Raw genomic sequence first — 18,009 nt, 5'->3', positions numbered from 1 at the left:
GGGCTCGCGCACGTCGATCAGCGCAGGATGTCGGTCGCCTTGTGCCGCTCGTCCACGCCGTCGATCAGGATCAATGGGCCGCTCGCGTGCCGCGCGCGCAGCGGCTGGATCTGCCGGTACGCGTCCGATTCGTACCACGCGCGCGCCGTATCGAGATCGGGAAACGCGATCGCGATCAGGTCGCCGCGCCACTCGCCTTCGCGCACGTCGGGCCGCGCGCCGTGAATGACGAAACGGCCGTCGAACGGCGCGAGCGTGCCGTCGATGCGTTCGAGGTATTCGACGATGTCGTCGCACATGTGAACGTCGTGCAGGTGGGCGATGGCGTAGGCGGTCATGGCAGGCTCCGGGGTGTCGATGCGATGCGTCGATCGTCGATCGTTCGTCGTTGATCGGTGAAGCCATGATCCATGCGCACGCGGCGCGCGTCGATTACCTGCGACGTAAGCAAATCCGCGCACCCGTGCGCGCGGGCCGCCCCGCGTGAACCACACCGCAAGACCCGGCGCACGCGTGCGCTCGCCGCGCCTACGCGCGCTTGCGCATCGGCCGAGCGTGCGCCATCGGCGCAGGCGCCGGCACCGACTCGGCTTCCTCCTTGCACAGCTTGTCGAGCATGCGTTGTGCGGCGCCCGCGCAATCCTCGCCGGCGGGCTTGTTCGCGATCTCGTCGATCAGCGTCTGCAGGTTGCGCCGGTTCTGCGCGAGCCGCTGCTCGAGCAGCGCGATTTCGTCGACCTTGTGCCGCAACGCCGCCAGCAGTTCGTCGCGCGGCCATGCGCCGAGATCGGGCGGCAGCACCGCGCGAATCTCGTCGAGCGCAAAGCCCGCGCGCTGCGCGCGGTCGATGATCGCGAGCCGCGTCAGCGCTTCCGGCCCGTATTCGCGATAGCCGTTCGCCTGCCGGCGCGCCGGTTCGAGCAGGCCGCTCGCTTCGTAGAACCGGATGCGCGACGCCGCGATGCCGCTGGTGCGCGCCAGCTCGCCGATTTTCATGCTCGTGCTCCAGAGGGGCTTGACCTTGAAGCTGACTTTAAAGTTATGGTTGGGCATCGTCAATCGAGGATGTCCACCACCATGAACCTGTTTGCGCCCCTCACGCTGCCCAATGGCGCGGTGATCCCGAACCGGCTCGCCAAGGCCGCGATGGAAGAGAACATGGCCGATGCGGATCACGCGCCGTCCGACGCGTTGCTGCGCCTGTACCAGGCGTGGGCCGACGGCCGGGCGGGCCTGATCCTGACCGGCAACGTGATGGTGGACGGCCGCGCGATGACGGGGCCGAACGGCGTCGTGCTCGACAGCGACGCGCATCTCGACCGCTTCCGCCGATGGGCGCAGGTCGCGTGCTCCGGCGGCGCGCACGTGTGGATGCAGATCAACCATCCGGGGCGCCAGATGCAGGCGGCGCTCGGCCAGACGACGCTCGCGCCGTCGGCCGTGCCGCTCGCGCTCGGCGCGCTGTCGAAGCAGTTTCCGGTGCCGAAGGAGATGACGGAAGCCGACATCGCCGACGTGCAGCAGCGCTTCGTGCGCGCCGCGCAGCTTGCCGAGCAAAGCGGCTTCACCGGCGTGCAGATCCACGCGGCGCACGGTTACCTGCTGAGCCAGTTCCTGTCGCCGCTGACGAACCGCCGGCAGGACGCGTGGGGCGGCAGCATCGAGCACCGTGCGCGGCTGCTGCTCGACATCGTGCGCGCGGTGCGTGCGACGGTATCGCCGGCGTTCGTCGTGTCGGTCAAGCTGAATTCGGCCGATTTCCAGCGCGGCGGCTTCAGTGCGGACGATGCGAAGCGCGTCGTCGAACTGCTGAATCCGCTGGGCGTCGATCTCGTCGAACTGTCAGGCGGCAGCTACGAAGTGCCGGCGATGCAGGGCGAGGCGCGCGACGGACGCACGCTGGCCCGCGAAGCGTATTTCCTCGAATTCGCACGGGACATCACGGCCGTCGCGGCGATGCCGCTGATGGTCACGGGCGGGATCCGGCGTCGCGCGGTGGCCGAGCAGGTGGTCGCGAGCGGCGTGGCGATGGTCGGCATCGCGACCGCGCTGTCGATCGAGCCGAACCTGCCGCGCGACTGGCAGGCCGGCAAGGACAGCGCGCCGGCGCTGCAGCCGATCCGATGGAAGAACAAGGCGCTGGGCGCGCTGGCGAACATGGCCGTCGTGAAGTTCCAGCTCGCCCGGTTGAGCGTCGGGCGGCGTACGCATCCGGGCGTGTCGCCGCTGCGCGCGCTGGTGTCACAGCAACTCGCCGCGCAGTGTCAGACGCGGCGGTACCGCAAGTGGATGGCGGGGCGGGCGGCGCGCTAGCCGCGCACGCGGCGCGTCGGGCTGCCCGAGGCCCGCTCACACCGGATACGCGTCGTCGACCTTCAGGTTCGCGAGCCGGAACAGCGTGCGCAGCGTCTGCGGATGAATGTCGCGGTGCGCGGCGAGCGACGTCAGCATGAAGTCGAGGACCTTCGCGTAGCGCAGCAGTACGAGGCAGTGCGCGAGATCCGCGCTGCCGCCGCGCATGGCTTCCGCGTAGCTGACCATCCGGGTCGACAGCGTGCGCGCCATCTCGAGTTCCATCTGCTGCTTTTCCGTCCATTCGGGCTGCGGCTGTTCGAGCAGTTTCGCGAGGAAGATCTGGAACGACGTATCGGACGAATTGGGCAGCGCATCCATGATGTGCCTCGCAGCTTGCGTGGATCGTTCGGGCGTATCCGGGGGACGTCCCGATCCGGGTTCGTGTTCGCGCCGATCGTCGGCGCGGCTGTCACTGCAAGGCGAATGCAGGTTCCGTACCAGCCCTCGATTCGATTGTTGAGCACTGTTGACGCGGGGCGCGGCAACGGTCATCGCGTCCCGCCGGGACTGGCTTGCACGGAAAAGCGGGCAGGGCGCCCATCCGCCGCGCGCGATCGCGGTCGGCCGCGCGACAGGGGCCGGACGGACGAAATGCTTCAGCGATGTAACGTAACGCCGGGCTGAAAACGGTCGAGTGTGTCGATCGACGAAGCGCTGCAAGGTCGCGGAGCATGGGCGTCGGCGGCGTCCCCGCGGCCTCGGGACGGTCTCGTGCGGCGAGCCGCGACGCCACCCGCCGCCACCCGCCGCGCGTTGAAGGCGCGCGCCGCATGCGCCGGATGTTTCATATCCGAGACGTTTTTTTCGCGGCTCGCCGGACGCGCCGTCCCGGCTTCAGCGCTTCAGAAGATGAAGCCGGTGTTGATGAACTTCGAGTAGTGATCCGACACGATCGAATCGAGCAGCTGCTTGCTGCCGTCGGTCTGCTTCGCCGCGACCATCGAGCGGATCGAGAACGCGCGCAGCGCGTCGCTCACCGACAGCGTGCCTTCCGCCGAATCCTTGCGCCCGGCGAACGGGAACACGTCCGGCCCGCGCTGGCACTGGCAGTTGATGTTCACGCGGCACACCTGGTTCACGAGCGGATCGACGAGCGCGCCGATCTGCGCCGGATCGGAACCGAAGATGCTGACCTGCTGGCCGTGCTCCGAGGTCGTCACGTAATCGAGCGCGGTTTCCACGTCGTCGAACGGCGCGACCGGAATGATCGGCCCGAACTGCTCCTCGCGATACAGCTTCATCCCTTCGGACACCGGATACACGACGGCCGGGTAGAACAGCGTCTTGCTGAACTCGCCGCCCGAGTGGTTGACGACCTGCGCGCCCTTGGCCTTCGCGTCGTCGATCGCGTCGGTCATGTACGCGGTGCGATGCATGCCCGGCAGCGGCGTGATGCTCACGCCTTTCTCCCACGGCATGCCGATCTTCAGCTGTTCGAGCGCGGCGGTGAAGCGTTTCAGGAATTCGTCGACGATCGAGCGGTGCACGAGCAGCATCTTCAGCGCGGTACAGCGCTGGCCGTTGAACGACAGCGCGCCGAGCAGGCACTCCTTCACGGTGAGGTCGAGATCGGCGTCGGGCAGCACGATCGCCGCGTTCTTCGCGTCGAGGCCGAGGATCGCGCGCAGCCGGTGCGACTTCGGGTGCTGCTTCTTCAGGTGATCGGCGACCTTGCTCGAACCGATCAGCGCGAGCACGTTGATCTTGCCCGACGCGAGCATGTGCGGCACGACCACCGCGCCCGGCGCGTAGATCGTGTTGATCACGCCTTTCGGGAACGCGTCGCGGAACGCTTCGAGGAGCGGCTCGAACAGCAGCGTGCCGTACTGAGGCGGCTTGAACACCACGGTGTTGCCCATCAGCAGCGCGGGGATCAGCGTCGCGAAGGTCTCGTTCAGCGGATAGTTGTACGGCCCCATGCACAGCACGACACCGAGCGGCGTGCGGCGGATCTGGCCGATCGTGCCTTCCGCGATCACGAAGCGCGAGTTCGCGTTGTCGAGCTCCTTCAGCGCGTCGATCGTCTGCGTCATGTACGTGACCGTGCGGTCGAACTCCTTCTGCGAATCGGCGAGGCTCTTGCCGATCTCCCACATGATCAGGTTCACGACCAGCTCGCGCTGCGCGACCATCCGCTTGATGAAGTCCTGCATGCAGGCGATGCGCTGCTCGACCTTCATCGTCGGCCACTCGCCGCGGCCCGAGTCGTACGCGCGCACCGCGGCGTCGAGCGCCGCGTCGCTTTCCGTCTCGCCCATCACCGGATAGCTGCCGATCTCCATCTGCGCGACGCTGCCGTCCGGCTGGCGCACGCACACGGGCGACAGCACGGTCTTGGTCGTGCCGTCCCACGGACGCAGCTCGCCGTCGACCAGCGACACGCGCTGGTGGATGGGGGCTGCGAGCCGGAACTCGGCGGGGATGTCCTGATAGGCGGGAAACAGCTGCTGCAGGGAAGCGGAATCGGGCATGACGGTCTCGTTTGACGGGGGTGTCCGGTAAGGACGGGCGATGCGGAATCCTGAGCTGAACGATCCTCGATCCTGAATCGGCATGATGACGCGCGGACGACGGGACGTCACGCGTCGGCATGGCCGAAACGCGGAATGGAACCAGTTCCATTAAAAAGGAACGCCGAGCCGATTGCAAGATTTGCCGAATGCCATCGCATCACGCGTAAACAATTTGAAGGATTGTGTCCGAATGGCGGGTATAAGCCGCTCGGTGCATACGCAAACGTTTCACTTCGGCCGTATTGAGCGGATAATGACCCGGCGCGGCGAAGAAAAAATTGCCCGGAACCTGAGAGAAAACAGACGCAGTGAAGAAAAGAGAGAAGGTCCGCCGCGCTGCCGAAGCGAGGTCGGCTGCCCGGAGCGCCGGGTCGGGGTTGCCCGGCTCGGCGCGCACCGGACCTCCGGTGACGCGACGCGATCACTCGACGTCTTCGTCGTCCTCCGCATCCATGTCATCGTCCTCCCTGTCCCGCCCCGGCGCCGCATACGCGCTCGCCTGTTCCAGCAGCCACGCCCGAAACGATTCCAGCGGCTTGCTGTGGCTGAACTCCGTCGGATACACGAGGTAGTACGCCGAATCGCCGACCGTCGCTGCGTCGCACGGCACGACGAGGCCGAGCTGCTGCAACTGTTCCTCGACGAAGAACTTCGGCACCAGCGCGACGCCGAGCCCGGCCGCGGCCGCGCTGATCAGCATCGTGTGCAGCTCGTAGCGCACGCCCTGCATCGTGCGGATGTCCTCGACGCCGTGCGTCTCGAACCACTGCGCCCACGCGCCGGGACGCGTGGTGGAGTGCAGCAGCGGATACGCGAGCAGGTCCTCCACGCGTTCGACCGGCCCGTCGAGCAGCGCCGGCGAGCAGATCGGCACGACTTCCTCGCCGAACAGGTAGTCGGACGACGTGCCGGGCCAGGTCGGCTTGCCGTAGTGGATCGCGGCTTCGAAGTGGGTGTCCTCGAACGAGAACAGGTCGGTGCGGCTGCCCATGTTCACGCGCACGTCCGGCGTGCGGTCGTAGAAGCTCTTGATGCGCGGGATCAGCCAGTGCGACGCGAAGGTCGGCAGCACCGCGAGTTCCAGGTAGCCGCCGCCGCTGCCGTGCGCGATGATCGACAGCGTGTCGCGGTCGAGCGCCTCCAGCGCGCGCCGCACCTGCGTGCCGTACAGCTTGCCGGCGCGCGTCAGGACGACGCGCTGCTTCACGCGCGCGAACAGTCGCACGCCGAGGCTCGCCTCGAGCGTCGCGATCTGCCGCGATACCGCGCTTTCGGTCAGGAACAGCTCCTTGGCCGCGTGCGTGAAGCTCTCGTGGCGCGCCGCGGCTTCGAAAGCCACGAGCGCACCCATGTTGGGGATCTTGAATTTGCGCATGATGCTCGTTTTGTCTGACGAACGGACCGGCCCGCGGCGGGCCGTCGGACGCGTGTGGGGACCGCGAATAATTCCAAAAACTCATCACGTGTCAATTTAATCTCGCTTTACGCCCCGCTGCAACCCTTTGAATAATGCATCCCACGCAAGGCCAGGCGCCCGCTGGGCGGCCAGCCAATCGAGTTGCCGGCACGTTTGCCGGCGGTCCCCCGAACACGAGAATCCTGATGCGCAATCCGAATATCGAGAGCTTGCTGACGAAGCTGCTGGGACAGGCGAAGACCGACGCCCTGTTCGCGACCCTGAACATGCCGGCCATCCTCGACGAATGGGAAACCGACGTCGTCACGCGCGCGGAAATCGCGCAGGCGATGAACATGGCGCTGTTCGAAGGGCTGCTCGAACGTTCGGCGAACGGCCGCGCATATACGGCCGATGCCATCGAAAACGGCGGCTCGGTCTACTTCGACCACGGCGCGCTGCGCACGGTGCGCTGGCCGCACACGGGCGCGCTGCCGCCGGGCGAAGCCGCGTTCACGCGCATCCTGCGTCCGCTCGGCTTCCGCCTGAACGGCCGCTATCCGCTCGACAAGCTCGGCATGACCGGCCGCGCGTATGCGCACGAAGACGCGCCGGACGAGATCGCGCAGTTCTTCGTCAGCGAACTGCATCCGGAGCGCTTCTCGAAGGAATTCCAGCAGGCCGTGACGAACGTCGTGAGTTCGTCGCGCGATCCGCTGTCGCCGGCGGCCGTCGCGCTCCTGTGGGAGATCGAGCGCGAAGGCTGGCTGTCGCTCGACGCTGCGCATGCGCTGCTGCCCGAGATCGTCGGTGCGTTCGCGCGCCAGCACGACCTGCCGAACGAACTCGACTACGAAACGCTGCTGCTCGAATCGGCCGAGATGGCGTGGATCGCGACCGAAGGCAACGCGTTCAACCATGCGACCGATCGCGTGGCCGACGTGTTCAAGCTGTCCGACGACGAGAAGGCGAAGGGGCGGCCGATGAAGCCGGAAGTCGAGCGCTCGCGTTCGGGCCGTGTGTTCCAGACCGCGTATCGCGCGGACATCGTCGAGCGCGAGTTCCGCACGCGCGACGGCGGCACGGTGAAGCGCAACGTGCCGGGCTCGTTCTACGAGTTCATCACGCGCCGTCGCACGTTCGACCAGGCGGCGCGCCGCTGGGTGACGGACCTGCGTTTCGATGCGGGCAACGCGCAGGGCATCTTCAAGATGACGGCGAACGCGGCGAAGTAAGCGCGACGCCGCACGAAAAAAACGGGCCGGTGGCTGAGCATAGCCACCGGCCCGTTTGCGTTGAATGGGCGCCGCGATCGTCAGAACAGGTGCGTCACCAGATAGAACAGCAGCAGCACGCCGATCGGTACGCCGAGCAGCCAGGCGATCAGATACTTGCCCATGTCGTTGTCCTCTTCATGGCCGCGACGCGGGATGCGTCGCGGCGGGGTGAGACGACCGGCGCGTTACAGCTCGCGATCGAATTCCTTCAACTGCTTCTCGGCTTCGTCGCGCGCAATCCCGTAACGCTCCTGGATCCTGCCGGCCAGATAGTCGCGGTTGCCTTCGGCGACCTGCAGGTCATCGTCGGTCAGCTTGCCCCACTTCGCCTTCATCTTGCCGGTCAGCTGCTTCCATTGACCCTTGATCTTGTCCTCGTTCATGATGCGCTCCTGTCATAAGGGGAGAAAAAAGTGCGGCACGCGGCCGCGTGATAGCTCAGGCCTTCGCCTTCAGGCCGGCTGCGTCGACGTGCTTCACGCCCTTGATCGAGCGCGTCGCGGCGACGGCCTTCTTCACCGCGACCCGCGACGGCAGCACGCCCGTCAGCGTGACGACGCCGTCGACCGTCTTCACGCTGATGTGCGTACTCTTCACGCCCTCGGTGGTCGCGAGTTCGCTCTTCACCTTGGTCGTGATCCACGTGTCGGTCACGGGCTGGTTCGATTCCGTCTTCACGCCGTCGTCGGACGACGCCGCCTGTGCGTTCGTGAGCGGGGCGGCGCAAAGCAGGAACGCCGCGCTGACGGCGAGCAACGCCGACAGGTTCGAGGTCTTGTTCATGGGATGTGCTCCTTCGATTGACGTGATGGATGGGCGAGTCGGTGCAGGCGCGCCGCGCGTCATCGCGCGATCGGCGTGTCGTAGCCGGGCTCGCGCGGCGGCATGTCCGGACGCGGCACGTCGGGCGGCAGCGGCACCGGCGGATCGGTGCCGGGCGACGGTTCGGGCGGATTGTCCGGAGCCGGCTCGGGCCGCGTCGGATCGGGTGTCTGATGCAGCTTCATCAGTTGGTCCTCCTCTGCGGTATGGAAGGGCAGCGCGTGAGCGCCGATGCAGTACCAGCGTACCGGCGCGAACGCATGCGGGCATCGCGCAAATTCACCGGATCGGCTAGTGCGTTTGCACGGGGACGGAACGGGGAAGCGGGAACGGGAAATGCGTCGTGACACGCGCGATGCGGGACGACAGACGCGGGAGGCGCGCCGCGCGCCGCTTGGCGGGACGGCGCACGCAGGCGGCGCGGCATGCGAATGTACTATTGCGCAGGGTGCATCCGTGCCTCTCGACCGCGTCGACCGCACGCGATCATCGCGGCGCGCGCCGGCCGCACATGTCGGGGCTTATCGGCGCGGCGGCGACCCGCCCGGCAACAATATCGACCACGTGGACCACCGATCAATGGACGAACGAGTCAACGAACAGGTGCTCAAGTCGCATACCGACCGGCGCCAGCTGCATCAGATCATCGCGGGGCTCACCGAGGGCGTGATCCTCATCGAACCCGACCAGCGCATCGTATGGGCGAACGAGGCCGCGCTCGCGATGCACGGCGTGACCGAGCTCGACGCGCTCGGCGCGGACGTCACCGAGTATCGCGAGCGCTTCCGGCTGCGCTACCGGAACAACCGTCCGGTGCGCGACGGCCACTATCCGATGGACCGCGTGATCGCGGGCGAAGAGTTCAGCGACGTGACGGTCGAAGTCGAATCGGCGGCCGACGAGAACGTGAGCTGGGTTCACCGGATCCGCAGCCTCGTGCTGACGAACGCGGCCGGCGAGCCCGACTGTCTCGCGCTCGTGCTGCACGATGCGACCGAATGGGCGAGCGCCGAGGACCGCTTCGAGCGCACGTTCAACGCGAACCCGGCGCCGGCCGTGATCTGCCGGCTCGACGACCTGCGCTACGTGAAGGTCAATCAAGGCTTCCTCGAGATGACGGGCCATGCGCGCGACGACGTGCTCGGCCGCTCCGTCTACGAACTCGACGTGCTCGAACAGGCCGAGCGGCGCGAACTCGCGATCGAGCGGCTGGGCGAGGGCGCGACGATCCCGCAGATGGAGGCCGTGCTCAAGCGCGCGGACGGCGGCACGAAGGCGGTGGTGGTCGCCGGGCAGCCGATCGACATGAACGGCGAGCCGTGCATGCTGTTCACGTTCATGGATCTCGAGCCGCGCAAGCAGGCCGAGCTCGCGCTGCGGCAGAGCGAGGAGCGCTTCGCGAAGGCGTTCCGGATGGCGCCGGTCGCGACCGCGATCGTCACGGCCGACGGTTTCGTGCTGCTCGACGTGAACGATGCGTTCGTCGGGATGGCCGGCCATGCGCGCGACGACCTGCTCGGCAAGTCCGCGGACGAGATCGGCCTGTGGGCCGAACGCGGCGCACGGCAGTGCATCGACACGCAGCTCGCGCGCGACGGCAACGTGCGCAACGCAGATGTGCAGATCCGTACGCGCGACGGCGACGTGCGCGATTGCGTCGTGTCGGCCGAGCCGGTCGCGATTCACGGGCAGGATTGCCTGCTGATCGCGCTGCTCGACATCAGCGATCGCAAGCGCACCGAGATGGAACTCGTCTATGCGATCGAGACCGCGATGCAGGATGCGTCGTGGTTCAGCCGCACGCTGATCGAAAAACTGGCGAACGTGCGGCGCGCGAATGCGCCGGACGCGGGCGCGCAGCTGTCGGACCTCACCGCGCGCGAGCGCGACGTGTTCGACCTGCTGTGTCACGGCCTCGCCGACAAGGAGATCGCCGGCCGTCTCGGGCTTGCGCCGAACACGGTCCGCAATCACGTCGCGACGATCTACGCGAAGCTCGACGTGCATAGCCGCGGCGAGGCGATCGTGTGGGCGCGCGAGCGCGGGATTGTCGGCACGTCCGATGCGAACGGTGCGCGAGGCGAGAAAGCTGCCGACAAGAACGGCTAGAACTGACGCCTGCCGTCGGGCCATCGGTGCGAATGCACCATGCAGGCTGGTGCATCCGCATCTGCCGCGCGCCGCGCGCGGCTGCGATCCTGTCCACTCGGCGGTGCGGCGCGGGCTGCCGTGCCGTCGTCTCTCTCCCCAACTCATCGCAGGAGACGACCATGGACAGGAATCGCATCGAAGGCAAGCTCAAACAGGTGAAGGGTTCGGTCAAGGAAGCGCTCGGCAAGGTGACGGGCGACCGCGAGACGGAAGCGGAAGGCGTGGCGGAGCAGCAGGCCGGCAAGCGTCAGGAGCAGGCCGGCGAGGCGGCCGATGCGGAGCGCAAGCAGACGGGCACCGACCGGCATTGAGCGGCACCGGGCGCCATTGATCGAATCGCGCGAGGTGCGCTGCGTTGCCGCCGTGTGGCATGGCGATGATTCTCCATCGGCATGACCCGGCGCGGCCTTGGGGCAACGGTACGTGCGCGCATCCCGCTCGATGCGTTCGCTTCCAGGCCGCCGTCGCGCGGGCCGCGGATCGGTGGCACGGGCACTTGATGACAATTCCTCACAACATAGTTCCGATATTTCGTTTGCTGCACGCGTATTGGCTACCCACAATCGGTTCACCTCTTTCGCGCTGACAGGTTCCCCGGAGACGGAACCGCGGTGATCGACCGGCAGGCGATGCGCCATGAGCGATGCCCCGGCGACAGAAAAAATCACCGGCACGCGGGAGGTCGCCGGCGCGCGATGGTCGCGCGTCGCATCCCGACCCACAGAAGAAGGATTGGCCGATGACGTTCCGCATTCGTTCGCTTTCCGGCATTGCATTGACCGCTGCGATTCTCGCGTTCCAGACGGGCGCGGCCCATGCGCAGGAAACCGTCGTCAAGGTCGGCGTCGCCGTGCCGCTGACCGGCGGCGGCGCCGCGTATGGCAAGGACATCGAGAACGGCGTGCGAATGGCCGTCGACGAGGCGAACGCCGCGCACCCGACGATCGGCGGCAAGCCGGTGAAATTCGTCGTCGCGTCGCAGGACGACCAGAGCGATCCTCGCATCGGCGTGCAGGCCGCGCAGCAGCTGACCGACGCGCAGGTGGCCGTCGTCATCGGCCACTTCAACTCGGGCACGACGCTGCCCGCGTCGAAGATCTACGCGAAGGCCGGCATTCCGATGATCACGCCGTCGGCGACCAATCCCGACATCACGCGCGCCGGGCTCGGCACCGTGTACCGTGTGATCGCGACCGACGCGCAGAACGCCGGCAATGCCGGTGCGTATGCGGCGAGCGTGACCAAGGCGAAGCGCATCGCGATCATCGACGACCGCACCGCGTTCGGCCAAGGCGAAGCCGACGAATTCGAGAAGGCCGCGAAGGCGAACGGCGGCACGATCGTCGCGCGCGAATTCACGAACGACAAGGCCGTCGACTTCAGCGCGCAGCTCACGAAGATCAAGAGCACGAATGCCGACCTGGTGTTCTTCGGCGGCCTCGACGCGCAGTCCGCGATGCTGGTCAAGCGCATGCGCCAGCTCGGCATCCGCGCGCAGTTCCTGGCCGGCGGCGGCGTGATGAACGCGAACTTCATCAGGCTCGCGGGCAATGCGGCCGAAGGCGCGTCGGTGTGGGAATACGGACAACCGCTGTCGCGTCTCGCGAAGGGCAAGCAGTTCGAAACGAAATTCAAGCAGAAGTACGGCGTCGACATGCTCGCGTATGCGCCGTTCGCGTACGACGCGACGTGGATCGCGATCAACGCGATGCAGAAGGCGAACTCGACGAAGCCGGCCGATTTCAACGGCGCGCTGAAGGGCACGCGCTACGACGGCATCACCGGCACGATCGCGTTCACGAGCACGGGCGACCTGAAGAACCCGAGCTCGACGCTGTATGAAGTGAAGAACGCCGCGTGGCAGCCCGTCACCACGCAAACGGCGGACTGAGTACCTGAATTACCCGAACGCGCGCGGACTTTCGCGGCGAGCCCGGACGTGCTGAAATAGCCCCAGCGATCGGATCCGATCGCGGCGCATGTCGGGGCGACTCGCCGGGGGCACGGTCTGCCGCGCACGGCGCCGCGCGCGACGCGGCACGAACAACCTTCGGGCGCGGCCGGCCGGCCGCGCCTTTCACGTGCAACTGGAGTCAGTCGTGAGTTCTCAAGTCGTCATCGTCGGCGGTGGTGTGATCGGCAGCTCGATCGCCTATTTCCTGCGCGCTACCGATCCGACGGTGTCCGTCACCGTCATCGAACGCGATCCCACCTATGCGAAATCGTCGTCGGCGCTGTCGGCCGCGTCGATTCGCCAGCAGTTCTCGACGCCGCTGTCGATCGAGATGTCGCTGTTCGGGATCGACTTCCTGCGCACGATCGGCGAGCGGCTCGAAGTCGACGGCACGCGCCCGTCGATCGATCTGCATGAAGGCGGCTACCTGTTTCTCGCGACGCCGGCAGGCGATGCGACGCTGCGCGAGAACCATGCGCTGCAGACGAAGCTCGGCGCCGATATCCGGTTGATGGATCGCGACGCGCTGCGCGCGAAGTTTCCCTGGCTGAACGTCGACGATCTCGTGTCGGGCGCCTATGGCGCGAGCGGCGAAGGGTGGTTCGACGGTTACGGGCTCGTGCAGGCGCTGCGCAAGAAGGCGCAGGCGCTCGGCGCGCGGTATGTGCCGGCCGATGTGACCGGCGTCGTGCGCGATGGTCGCAAGATCACGCACGTGGTGACGAACGACGGCGAGCGCTACGCATGCGACACGCTCGTCAACGCGGCCGGTGCGTGGACGCGCACGCTGTCGTCGATGATGGGCATCGACATTCCCGTGTACGCGCGGCGTCGCAGCATCTTCAACGTGTCGTCGCCGGCGAAGCTCACCGATTGCCCGCTGCTGATCGATCCGACCGGTGTGTATTTCCGGCCGGAAGGACGCACGTACATCTGCGGGACGTCGCCGAGCCCCGATCGCGACCCCGACGACCTGCCGCTCGACGAGGTCGATCACGACCTGTTCGACGAGGTGATCTGGCCGACGCTCGCGAATCGCGTGCCGGAGTTCGAAGCGCTGCGTGTGGAGAACTGCTGGTCCGGGTACTACGAGTACAACGTGTTCGATCACAACGCGATCATCGGGTATCACCCCGAGCTCGACAACGTCGTGTTCGCGAACGGGTATAGCGGGCACGGGCTGCAGCAAGGGCCCGCGACCGGGCGTGGAGTGAGTGAACTGATTCTGGGCGGGCGATACGAATCGCTCGACCTGTCGTCGCTCGGCTGGGAGCGTGTGCTCGAAAACCGGCCGATCGTCGAAAAGAACGTCGTGTAGCGCGGCGTGACCGCCCGGTGTGTGGTGGGCGGGATTCTCCTTGTGTCTCAATCTGATTGGCCCGGCTTTGCCGGGCTTTTTTTGGGTTCATCGCAGAGCAAGCGGCCACCGTGCTCTGTCACCCGCTGGTAGCGGCCCGGCCAGTCAAGCTTCTCCAGCGTCGGCCCACCGCAGCGTTCGCACCAGACCCGGCGTCCGGGCACGTGCAGCACCACCCGGTACTCGAACAACGGCAGATCACGTACCCGCCGTACGGTCGTTTCATGAATCTGGTGGCAACGCGCCCCCGATTGCTCGCAGTACATGACCTTGCTGACCGGCTTCAGGTAGAGCGACAGCGTGCGGCTATCGCCTTGCGGCCACTCCACTCGATCTAGCCGATAGCTGTCCAGCAGCCCAGTGCTTGCAGTGCCTTGCGATCGAGCAATTCTTCCTCCGACTTCCTCAAAATCAGGTGTCAGATTATGCAATCGCTCGAAAACCCTCCACGGTTTCCTGCGATGAACCAAATATAGGCACCTCAGCAAGTCACTTCGCTTGCCCCGAAACACGAACACGTGTCTAGAGATTAGAACTTTCTCCAGCACCGCCTGCACTGTAGCCGATGAGTTGAATCCCCATCGCATACGCCCAAACGCGCGATATCGCTGCGCCAATCACGCTGAACGCAGACCCGGTGATCTCACGCGTGACCGCGTCGGCCGCGAGCGCGTCGTCATCAGCAGCGGCGGCAGGCTATCACGAGACGTATGACGACGCTTGAATGGCCAGTAGAGCATGGTGAAACGACAGCCGGTCGGCAAGGCTTGTAAATCAATGCAACATCACGGATCGAAGGCTTGCCTATCTGATGCTGCTCGTGCAGTCTCATATTAGTAATCTGTTGTACTGCACGATGCCCGTCCACTTATAAGCGGCGAGCTAGCTCAAAGACTATTCTTGCGGGATCCCCAATGTATAAAGCGATTGCATACGCACTGCGTCATCCCGACCGCCCAAGATGGTTGCTTCCCGCCGTCGCTTTGGTCGCGTTGTACGCGGCCAATCCTTTCAATTTCGCGGTTCCATTCGTCGGAATTGTGGGCGACGGAGTGCTGGTTCCGATGGCGTTGCATTTGATGATCCGATGTCTTCCGACCCAGCTACAACATCTACACCACAGATGAGGCATAAAACCGGTCGGTCGGCATCTGGCTATCGTCAACAATCGGCGGCCTCATCAGATTTCCTCTGTCGCCCTTTGTTCGGTGGAGATTTTTAGACCATCGTTAACGGATTTTAATTCCACCAATGAGTAACAATGCCTTTATTGCTAAAGTCAATGAACAACTGACGCGCATATCCATTTTCTTTCGCTGCCTTCCCATCCTGAGCGGAAGTCGCGATCGTTTTGGCACCGTTAACCCTTCTATTTGCGCCATTAACTTGATCACTAACAGCGCCCACTGTATTTTGCGCCGTAGATAAACCCATTTGAGATAAACCGGAAGTAATTCCACTAAGCATCCCTCCCATGCGTTCCATTACATTTGGAGTCGATGCGGTACTTTCATTGTAATACCAAGTTTCCCTGCCATCATCTTTCGTTTGCTTGGAATTTGAATCTCCATATAGCGCAACCACATCGGCCTTCGTGGTTTTTCCTACAACAATGTGTTGCCTGACATAGCTCGGTGAAAATTTATCTATTTGATTACCGCTGCTTGACGGCATTTGCGTACAGGCTGTGGTGCTTGCCAGAATTGAAATTGCAAAAAGCGAAATCAACGTTTTCATATATTGGACCCTCAATGGTTCATTCAACCATCATAATGGAAGTGAAATTTGTCTTGCACCAGACGGTTGCATGAAAATACGAACGACAATTTGATCGAACGTCGGGGTATTAGACCCCTGGATAGTATCGGCCCCAGCCATTTTGCATGTGGACTCCCGTAATTATTATTCTCGATCGACGAATCGTCGACCGACATCAACTTCATCGCCGGTGCGACAGATCTAACGCCATGGCAGTAAGACAGAAATTGTCCGCCCCCAATTCGAATTAAGAAGTTGTTTTTTCTAAAATGAAAGAGGGTAATTCGCGGCACCCTCTCTTTGATAAGGTATAGCACTACGTAAGATAGGTGCAATGAAATCGACGGGTACTTTGCAATCCTTGACAGTTCACAATAGCTCCCTCGTCGAGCACAAGCTCAATCGATTTCGCCGTTGATACATGCTGCAATGCCGCGCTGGTACATATGAAAAGGTGAAGGACTGCGGTTCTACAACCGGCCACGTAGGGCCAATGGCCCGGACGCTGATGACTATCGGCCTTCGTCCATCTATGCCCATGGCTACCGGCTTGAGCGAGTCTGAAAGTGAGGTCGCGCTATTCAGCAACGGCGATCGGAGAGGCGCTGCCGAGCTTAATGACGTGTGTCAGCCGCGATCATGCGTCGACCAATCGGGATTTCCCTAAGGCCGCCATTTGTGCATCGTGCTCGATCACAACCCGCTCAAGCGCGATCCGCTCATGCTCGCTCGGTCGCCCACACTTCGTCCTTTGCATGCGAGCGACGATGGCGTTCAGAACATCTCCTGCTTCACGATAGCGAGACAGATCGACGTCGTCTGGATCTCGAGGAAAGAAGGCGAGATACACCACATTCAATGACGTCGCTATCGAATCGACGCCGGTACGACGCGTTAGGAGCGTAGCTAGTGCCCGGTGATGCTTGAGCGACAAGCGCTGCACATCCCGAGTCGGTAGCGGGAGAAGTTGTGCTTTCGTCAGGCGTCGACGTACAGCGCGTGGCTTCGTCGCGTTCATTCGTTTGGTGTGGCGACCTGCTCCCCGCGTTTAGTACGGTGACGGTGTAGAGTTCGTTCCAGCCACTGACGCAAGTCGGCAACGATCTTGGCATTTTGTGCGGGCGAGACCTGTATGCAAGGCGACACGGTTTCCTGCGATGAACCTTTTTTTATCGGAGCGGGAGGCCGGAGGCGTGGTTCCGGCGCGAGCGGCTCAGGCCAGCAAGCAGGCGATCAGATCGTGCGTCGTGCGCACCTCGTACTTCCTCAACAAGCTCGCGCGATGAATATCGACCGTGCGCGGGCTGATGTTCAGCTCCTTGCCGATTTCCTTGCTGGTGAGCCCGTGAACCAGGAATGCCGCGACGTCGCGCTCGCGATCGGTCAACGTGCTGGCGACGTCGGGATGCTTCGCGTCGCCCGACAGGTCGGTGAAGGTCCAGATGGCCAGCTCGAAAGGCCGCTTCGGGTTGTAGCCGAAGCCGCACACGGTGACCCAGAAATGGCTGCCGTCGATGCGGCGCATGATGCGATCGTCGCTGAACCCCGCACGCTTCGCGAGCAGCGGCGCGAGGCGACGGCCGGTCGTCGCGAAGTCCTTCTGCTGCGGATACAGCTTCGCGAACGATTGGTCGATGATGTCGTCGCGGGTCGCCCTGAACAGTTGCAGCGCCTTCTCGTTGCAGTCGATCATGATGCGCTCTTTCGCCACGATCGCGGCGACGGGCAGATGCCTGAAGAGATCTTCGTAGTCGAGGCTTGGCATCGTGTCGGTCATGTTCGGCATCGGGTCGGCGGGTCCGAGCCGTGTTCGGACCCAGGCTGGTTCGCTCCTGTCGGATTGTAGCCGTAGCGCTTGCAGGGCATTCAACCGACGTGAAAGACGCAGCAGTCGTGCCCTTCGCCCGCGCACCGGACTTCGGCCGAATGCGCACGCGGGCCCTTGCTCGCCGTGTCGGGCGCGGTGTCGTTGACCCAGTCCATTGCGCCGGCGAACCAGCCCGCGAACATGTAGCAGAGCTTGCCGTGCTTGTCGGGCTGGGCCAGCACGAAGGACGAGTGATGCAGATGGATGCGCGCGTGCGACGTCGCCGGATCGGCTTCGGCAATGCTGAACACGCCCCAGCCGCGCTGCGACAGCCGCTTCAGATAATGTTCGAACACGGCCATGCCGGCGATGCCGTGCTGCTTCGCCTCCTTGTCGCACCAGTGATAGGCTGACTTGTAGCCGGCCTTGTAGAGAATCGACGCGTAGGCTTCGCGGCCGAGCGCCTCTTCCACGGCGACATGATTGTTCGTGAAGAAATGGCGCGGCAGGTACAGCATCGGCAGCGCGTCGGTGGTCCAGACACCGGTGTCCGGATCGATGTCGATCGGCAATTGTGGCTGCATGGCGGGTGCGTGGTGCGTGGTGCGTTCGTGTCGTG

18 protein-coding genes and 2 pseudogenes are annotated in these 18,009 nt (G+C 64.4%); 6 read left to right on the top strand and 14 right to left on the bottom strand.

The window, feature by feature from the left end:
* Nucleotides 1-17: 17 nt before the first annotated feature.
* Together DID98_RS22260 and DID98_RS22255 are read right to left on the bottom strand one after the other, a co-directional pair.
* On the bottom strand, nucleotides 18-338 hold the full coding sequence (locus tag DID98_RS22260) for a DUF1330 domain-containing protein (protein WP_124489268.1): 321 nt from the start codon (nucleotides 336-338) through the stop codon (nucleotides 18-20).
* Between the two features lie 190 nt (nucleotides 339-528).
* On the bottom strand, nucleotides 529-996 hold the full coding sequence (locus DID98_RS22255) for a MerR family transcriptional regulator (RefSeq protein WP_124571429.1): 468 nt from the start codon (nucleotides 994-996) through the stop codon (nucleotides 529-531).
* Nucleotides 997-1,077: 81 nt separating this feature from the next.
* Between DID98_RS22255 and DID98_RS22250 the strand changes: the two genes are divergently transcribed.
* Nucleotides 1,078-2,313: an NADH:flavin oxidoreductase/NADH oxidase family protein gene (locus DID98_RS22250; RefSeq protein ID WP_124571428.1), complete on the top strand. Its 1,236-nt coding sequence runs from the start codon at nucleotides 1,078-1,080 to the stop codon at nucleotides 2,311-2,313.
* A gap of 36 nt (nucleotides 2,314-2,349) precedes the next feature.
* On the opposite strand, the gene DID98_RS22245 is transcribed toward DID98_RS22250, so the two are convergent.
* The 4 genes from DID98_RS22245 to DID98_RS22230 form a co-directional block, all read right to left on the bottom strand.
* The gene (locus DID98_RS22245; RefSeq protein ID WP_124489271.1) at nucleotides 2,350-2,673 is read right to left on the bottom strand and encodes a DNA-binding protein; all 324 of its coding nucleotides are present in this window, start codon (nucleotides 2,671-2,673) and stop codon (nucleotides 2,350-2,352) included.
* A 524-nt stretch (nucleotides 2,674-3,197) separates the two neighbouring features.
* Complete coding sequence (locus DID98_RS22240) at nucleotides 3,198-4,826, bottom strand: NADP-dependent glyceraldehyde-3-phosphate dehydrogenase (RefSeq protein ID WP_124571427.1); 1,629 nt, start codon at nucleotides 4,824-4,826, stop codon at nucleotides 3,198-3,200.
* Nucleotides 4,827-5,025: 199 nt separating this feature from the next.
* The gene (locus tag DID98_RS22235) at nucleotides 5,026-5,265 is read right to left on the bottom strand and encodes a hypothetical protein (protein WP_124571426.1); all 240 of its coding nucleotides are present in this window, start codon (nucleotides 5,263-5,265) and stop codon (nucleotides 5,026-5,028) included.
* Nucleotides 5,266-5,289: 24 nt separating this feature from the next.
* Nucleotides 5,290-6,243: a LysR family transcriptional regulator gene (locus DID98_RS22230; RefSeq protein WP_044848360.1), complete on the bottom strand. Its 954-nt coding sequence runs from the start codon at nucleotides 6,241-6,243 to the stop codon at nucleotides 5,290-5,292.
* Nucleotides 6,244-6,470: 227 nt separating this feature from the next.
* On the opposite strand from DID98_RS22230, the gene DID98_RS22225 reads away from it, so the two are divergent.
* On the top strand, nucleotides 6,471-7,499 hold the full coding sequence (locus DID98_RS22225) for a DUF1338 domain-containing protein (RefSeq protein WP_124489273.1): 1,029 nt from the start codon (nucleotides 6,471-6,473) through the stop codon (nucleotides 7,497-7,499).
* A 227-nt stretch (nucleotides 7,500-7,726) separates the two neighbouring features.
* Here DID98_RS22225 and DID98_RS22220 read toward each other — a convergent pair whose 3' ends face one another.
* Genes DID98_RS22220 through DID98_RS35910 form a run of 3 tightly spaced genes read right to left on the bottom strand, consistent with a single transcriptional unit; the run spans nucleotide 7,727 to nucleotide 8,548 of the window.
* Nucleotides 7,727-7,924, bottom strand: coding sequence for a CsbD family protein (locus tag DID98_RS22220; RefSeq protein ID WP_124489274.1), 198 nt, complete (start codon nucleotides 7,922-7,924; stop codon nucleotides 7,727-7,729).
* Nucleotides 7,925-7,979: 55 nt separating this feature from the next.
* Nucleotides 7,980-8,324, bottom strand: coding sequence for a BON domain-containing protein (locus DID98_RS22215; protein ID WP_124571425.1), 345 nt, complete (start codon nucleotides 8,322-8,324; stop codon nucleotides 7,980-7,982).
* A gap of 59 nt (nucleotides 8,325-8,383) precedes the next feature.
* Nucleotides 8,384-8,548 carry a hypothetical protein gene (locus DID98_RS35910; RefSeq protein ID WP_167357956.1) on the bottom strand — a complete coding sequence of 55 codons (165 nt, stop codon included), beginning with the start codon at nucleotides 8,546-8,548 and terminating at the stop codon, nucleotides 8,384-8,386.
* 394 nt (nucleotides 8,549-8,942) lie between these two features.
* On the opposite strand from DID98_RS35910, the gene DID98_RS22210 reads away from it, so the two are divergent.
* The 4 genes from DID98_RS22210 (at nucleotide 8,943) to DID98_RS22190 (ending at nucleotide 13,786) form a co-directional block, all read left to right on the top strand.
* Complete coding sequence (locus DID98_RS22210) at nucleotides 8,943-10,472, top strand: helix-turn-helix transcriptional regulator (RefSeq protein ID WP_124489276.1); 1,530 nt, start codon at nucleotides 8,943-8,945, stop codon at nucleotides 10,470-10,472.
* 161 nt (nucleotides 10,473-10,633) lie between these two features.
* Nucleotides 10,634-10,825, top strand: a complete 192-nt coding sequence (locus tag DID98_RS22205; RefSeq protein ID WP_044849023.1) for a CsbD family protein — start codon at nucleotides 10,634-10,636, stop codon at nucleotides 10,823-10,825.
* Between the two features lie 428 nt (nucleotides 10,826-11,253).
* The gene (locus DID98_RS22195) at nucleotides 11,254-12,405 is read left to right on the top strand and encodes a branched-chain amino acid ABC transporter substrate-binding protein (RefSeq protein WP_124571424.1); all 1,152 of its coding nucleotides are present in this window, start codon (nucleotides 11,254-11,256) and stop codon (nucleotides 12,403-12,405) included.
* 208 nt (nucleotides 12,406-12,613) lie between these two features.
* Nucleotides 12,614-13,786, top strand: a complete 1,173-nt coding sequence (locus DID98_RS22190; RefSeq protein ID WP_124489279.1) for an FAD-binding oxidoreductase — start codon at nucleotides 12,614-12,616, stop codon at nucleotides 13,784-13,786.
* A 116-nt stretch (nucleotides 13,787-13,902) separates the two neighbouring features.
* On the opposite strand, the pseudogene DID98_RS22185 reads toward DID98_RS22190, so the two are convergent.
* The 5 genes and pseudogenes from DID98_RS22185 to DID98_RS36650 all read right to left on the bottom strand — a co-directional run.
* Nucleotides 13,903-14,213, bottom strand: a pseudogene (locus DID98_RS22185) (ISL3 family transposase); the annotation flags it as partial.
* An 851-nt stretch (nucleotides 14,214-15,064) separates the two neighbouring features.
* A complete protein-coding gene (locus DID98_RS22175; protein WP_124523361.1) occupies nucleotides 15,065-15,562 on the bottom strand; it encodes a hypothetical protein in 498 nt (165 codons plus the stop codon).
* Nucleotides 15,563-16,220: 658 nt separating this feature from the next.
* On the bottom strand, nucleotides 16,221-16,517 hold the full coding sequence (locus DID98_RS22170; protein ID WP_124523363.1) for a hypothetical protein: 297 nt from the start codon (nucleotides 16,515-16,517) through the stop codon (nucleotides 16,221-16,223).
* Between the two features lie 279 nt (nucleotides 16,518-16,796).
* Nucleotides 16,797-17,369, bottom strand: coding sequence for a PAS and helix-turn-helix domain-containing protein (locus DID98_RS22165; RefSeq protein WP_124489280.1), 573 nt, complete (start codon nucleotides 17,367-17,369; stop codon nucleotides 16,797-16,799).
* A gap of 380 nt (nucleotides 17,370-17,749) precedes the next feature.
* Nucleotides 17,750-17,974, bottom strand: a pseudogene (locus tag DID98_RS36650) (DUF5943 domain-containing protein); the annotation flags it as partial.
* Nucleotides 17,975-18,009 lie beyond the last annotated feature (35 nt).

It is taken from the genome of Burkholderia sp. Bp8984, assembly GCF_003853755.1.
In the GTDB taxonomy this organism is placed as follows: domain Bacteria; phylum Pseudomonadota; class Gammaproteobacteria; order Burkholderiales; family Burkholderiaceae; genus Burkholderia.
Note: the sequence above shows the minus strand (reverse complement) of the source record. Positions and strands in the feature narration are given on the sequence as shown.